6 protein-coding genes and 1 pseudogene are annotated in these 4250 nt (G+C 71.3%); all 7 read right to left on the bottom strand.

Annotation, left to right across the window (positions count from 1 at the left end; translation table 11 throughout):
* Window positions 1–140, bottom strand: a 140-nt coding sequence (locus FM051_RS49750; RefSeq protein WP_274383920.1) for an S-adenosylmethionine synthetase N-terminal domain-containing protein, incomplete at its 3' end; no start/stop codon positions are given.
* 39 nt (window positions 141–179) lie between these two features.
* Window positions 180–1442 carry a bifunctional phosphopantothenoylcysteine decarboxylase/phosphopantothenate--cysteine ligase CoaBC gene (gene coaBC, locus FM051_RS49745; RefSeq protein WP_158854929.1) on the bottom strand — a complete coding sequence of 421 codons (1263 nt, stop codon included), beginning with the start codon at window positions 1440–1442 and terminating at the stop codon, window positions 180–182.
* Entirely contained in the window at window positions 1439–1717 is a 279-nt protein-coding gene (gene rpoZ, locus FM051_RS49740; protein ID WP_053721631.1) for a DNA-directed RNA polymerase subunit omega, read from the bottom strand. Before rpoZ ends, coaBC begins: the two co-directional genes overlap by 4 nt.
* A 65-nt stretch (window positions 1718–1782) precedes the next feature.
* Complete coding sequence (gmk, locus tag FM051_RS49735) at window positions 1783–2382, bottom strand: guanylate kinase (protein WP_158854927.1); 600 nt, start codon at window positions 2380–2382, stop codon at window positions 1783–1785.
* Window positions 2379–2696 carry an integration host factor, actinobacterial type gene (mihF, locus tag FM051_RS49730; protein WP_033427832.1) on the bottom strand — a complete coding sequence of 106 codons (318 nt, stop codon included), beginning with the start codon at window positions 2694–2696 and terminating at the stop codon, window positions 2379–2381. Before mihF ends, gmk begins: the two co-directional genes overlap by 4 nt.
* A gap of 302 nt (window positions 2697–2998) precedes the next feature.
* Window positions 2999–3817: an orotidine-5'-phosphate decarboxylase gene (gene pyrF, locus FM051_RS49725; protein ID WP_158854925.1), complete on the bottom strand. Its 819-nt coding sequence runs from the start codon at window positions 3815–3817 to the stop codon at window positions 2999–3001.
* Window positions 3814–4250, bottom strand: a pseudogene (gene carB / locus FM051_RS49720) (carbamoyl-phosphate synthase large subunit); the annotation flags it as partial. The gene pyrF and the pseudogene carB, both read right to left, overlap by 4 nt.

Here is a 4250-nt window from a genome sequence, read left to right as displayed (position 1 = left end):
GTCTCCACCGCGACGCGCGACCGCGGGTCCTTGGCCAGCAGCGCGTCGAGGATCGAGTCGCTGATGGCGTCGCAGATCTTGTCCGGGTGCCCCTCGGTCACCGACTCACTGGTGAACAGCCTGCTGCTGTGCTGGCTCACGACACTCCCTAACTGGTCCGATCTGCGAATGAGTGAAGCTTACCCAGCGCTCGGCGGCTGACGGCCGAAGTTCAGGGTCGGGGCTACGGCATCCCACAGTGCGGACGCCAACCGCGCCTTCGAACCGTGCGGGATGGGCGTCTCGGCCCCGTCGGCGGACAACAGCCAGCCGGCGTTGTCCTCGACCTCGAACGCGCGACCGTCGCCGACCGCGTTGACGACGAGCCAGTCGCAGCCCTTGCGCTTGAGCTTCGCGCGACCGTACTCGAGCACGCCGGTCTCGGCGTCCCCGGTCTCGGCGGCGAACCCCACGACGACCTGTCCGGGCCGCCGTGCGGCGACCAGTTCGGCCAGGATGTCCGGGTTGCGGGTGAGCACGACCGGGTCGGGGTCGCGGTCGGTCTTCTTGATCTTGTGCTCGACCGGGGTCACCGGCCGGAAGTCGGCGACCGCGGCAGCCATCACGACCACGTCCGCCGTGGCGGCGGTCGCGTGCATCGCGTCACGCAGTTCCAGCGCGGAGCCGACGCGCACGACGTCCACCCCGGCGGGTGCGACCAGGTCGGCGGTGTGCGCGGCGACCAGCGTCACGCGCGCGCCGCGCTGGGCGGCCACGCGGGCGAGCGCGAAGCCCTGCCGGCCGGACGAGCGGTTGCCCAGGAAGCGCACCGGGTCCAGCGGCTCACGGGTGCCGCCCGCGGACACGGCGACGTGCACGCCTTCCAGGTCGCGCGGCAGCGCGTCGGGGCGCGCCAGCAGCAACCGGGCCAGGTCGACGATCTCGGCGGGCTCCGGCAGCCTGCCCTTGCCGGTGTCCTTGCCGGTCAGCCTGCCGCTGGCGGGTTCGGCGACGACCACGCCGCGCGAGCGCAGCAGCGCCACGTTGGCCCGCGTCGCCGGGTGCTCCCACATCTCGGTGTGCATCGCCGGGACGAGCAGGACCGGGCAGCGCGCGGTCAGCAGCGTGTTGGTGAGCAGGTCGTCGGCGAGACCGGCGGCCGCCTTGGCGATCAGGTTCGCCGTGGCGGGCGCGACGACGACCAGGTCGGCGGTCTGCCCCAGCTTGACGTGCGGCACGGACGGCACGTCGGAGAACACGCCGGTCTGCACGGGCTGACCGGACAGCGCCTCGAACGTGGCCGCGCCGACGAACTTCAGCGCGCCGTCCGTGGGCACGACGCGCACGGCGTGGCCGGACTCGGTGAGCCGGCGCAGCACCTCGCACGCCTTGTACGCGGCGATGCCCCCACCCACCCCGAGGATCACCCTGGGGGGAACGGGGGCGTCAGCGGCCTCGGTCACTCGCCCTCGGTGTGCTCGAGGAGACCCGCGTGGATCTCCCGGAGCGCGATCGACAGCGGCTTCTCGCGCGGGCCCGGCTCGACCAGCGGGCCGACGTACTCGAGCAGGCCCTCACCGAGCTGCGCGTAGTAGTCGTTGATCTGCCGCGCCCGCTTGGCCGCGTAGATCACCAGCGCGTACTTCGAGCTGACCTGCTCCAGCAGGTCGTCGATCGGCGGGTTGGTGATGCCCTCCGGAGTACCCGAGAGCGGGCCCAGCTCGGTGTGCGTGGTCACTCGTCAACGCTCCTGCGGTTCGGGGTGGGTCTGAAGGGTCGTCCCGTGCCACTCGGCGCGCGTCATCACGCGTCGGGCACCGGGCCGACCACCAAGTTTAGCAAGCTCCTGGCGGCGGATTTCACGTCGTCGTTCACCACGACCTCGTCGAACTCCGGCTCGGCCGCCAGTTCCTCCCTGGCGATCTCCAGCCGGCGGGCGACGACGGCGGGGTCCTCGGTGCCGCGACCGGTCAACCGGCGGACCAGGTCCTCCCACGACGGCGGGGCCAGCATGACCAGCTGGGCCTCCGGCATCGCGACCCTGACCTGCCGCGCGCCCTGCAACTCGATCTCCAGCAGGGACGGCTTGCCGGACGCCAGCGCCTGCTCCACCGGCGCCCTGGGGGTGCCGTAGGAGTTGCCCGCGAACTCGGCGTGCTCCAGGAACTCGCCGTTGGCGACCATCTTGTCGAACTCGGGGAGACCGACGAAGTGGTAGTGGACCCCGTCGATCTCGCCCGGCCTCGGTTTCCGGGTGGTCACCGAGACACTGAAGTGGATCTCCGGTCGCATCCGGCGCAGCTCGGCCAGCACGCTGGACTTGCCGACGCCCGACGGCCCGGACAGAACGGTGAGGCGGGGCCGGGCGCGTGCGCCCGACCCCACCCCGGTGCCATCACTCACTCGCCGCTGAACTCGGTGAGCAGCGCCTTGCGCTGCCGCTCACCCAGGCCGCGCAGCCGCCGACTCGGAGCGATCTCAAGGCGCTCCATGATCTGCTGCGCACGAACCTTGCCGACGCCCGGAAGCGCCTCGAGCAGCGCGGACACCTTCATCTTGCCAAGGACCTCGTCGCTCTCAGCGGCCTTCAGCACGTCCGTCAGGGTCGTGCCGCCACGCTTGAGGCGCTCCTTGAGCTCAGCCCGAGCGCGACGAGCGGCAGCAGCCTTCTCCAGCGCTGCGGCCCGCTGCTCCTCGGTAAGCTGGGGAAGGGCCACGATTTCCTCCGTGGTGTGGGAATTTCAATTCTGGATCGGTGCCGCGACCGTACCGAGCGCAATTGCCTGGGTACAACGTGGGTCCCAGTCAGGTGAAACTTTTCAGCACTGGAGTGGTTGCGGCGGGTGGTAGTAGTACCAACACCCTCCGACAGGTCCGCCACCGCCACCGGTAACGCATTGCACACGACCTGTGTGGTATGCGCTCGATGGTGGATGGACCAGCCGGTGGGCAGGACCGTACCAGGGACCGTTTGCGCAGGTGAGCGGACCACGCGAAGCGTGTCGCGATTTGACCGTGATCACATCTCCAACGAGCGTTGAACCGCCTCCGCCGCGGACCGCAATGCGGCGGTCCCGGGGCCGTGCCTGAGCACGTCCCGGGAGGACGTCGGGAGCACTCCGCGCAGGTCCGAACCGAACAGCGCGCGCAGGTCCGCGACCGTCGCGCCCTGTGCCCCGAAACCGGGCGCCAGGACGGGTCCGTGCAGGTCAGAGAGGTCGACGCCGAGTTCGCCGAGGGTCGCGCCGACCACCAGGCCGACGTCTCCGAACGGCTCCGCGCCCGCGTTCGCACGGGCCGCCGCGTCCACGACCGACTGCGCCACCGAGCGCCCGTCCGAGCCCACCGCGCGCTGCACGGAGGCACCCTCCGGATTGGAAGTCAACGCGAGCACGAATATTCCGCGACCGCTCGCGGCGGCGGCTTCGAGCGCCGGGTCGAGCGATCCGAACCCGAGGTACGGCGACACGGTGACCGCGTCGCCCGCCAGCGGCGAGCCCTCGGTCAGGTACGCCGCCGCGTACGCGGCCATGGTCGAGCCGATGTCGCCGCGCTTGGCGTCGACGAGCACCAGCGTGCCGCTGTCCCTGAGGTCCGCGATGACGCGTTCCAGCACCGCCACGCCCCGCGAGCCGTACGCCTCGAAGAACGCGGACTGCGGCTTGACCACCGCCACCCGGCCGCCGAACGCCTCCACGCAGGTCAGCGCGAACCGCTCCAGCCCCGCGGCGTCCTGGGAGAGCCCCCAGGACGCCAGCAGGCCGGGGTGCGGGTCGATGCCCACGCAGAGCGGTCCGTGCTCGGAGATCGCCTTGGAGAGCCGCGCCCCGAACCTCACCCCTCACCTCGCAGGGCCGCCTGGAGTGCCTGGAGGGGCCGCACGCCGATGTCACCGCGGATGGCGGCCTCGATGCCGTGCACGGCCGCCGCCGCGCCCTGGATCGTGGTGACGCACGGGATGTCCTTGGCCACGGCCGCGGTGCGGATCTCGTAGCCGTCGACGCGCGGCCCGTTGTTGCCGTACGGGGTGTTGATGATCATGTCGACGGTGCCCGCGAGGATGGCGTCGACGATGTTGTCGGCGCCCTCGAAGTGCTTGCGGACGATCGTGCACGGGATGCCGTTGCGGCGCAGCACCTCGGCCGTGCCCGCGGTGGCCAGTACCTCGAAGCCCAGGTCGGCGAGCCGCTTGACCGGGAAGATCATGGCCCGCTTGTCCCGGTTGGCCACCGACACGAACACCCGGCCCGACGTGGGCAGGGAGCCGTAGG

Source organism: Saccharothrix deserti (assembly GCF_009769385.1).
GTDB classification, from domain to species: Bacteria; Actinomycetota; Actinomycetes; order Mycobacteriales; family Pseudonocardiaceae; genus Actinosynnema; species Actinosynnema deserti.
The sequence above is the reverse complement of the archived record's forward strand: the minus strand, read 5'-3'. Positions and strand labels throughout refer to the sequence as shown.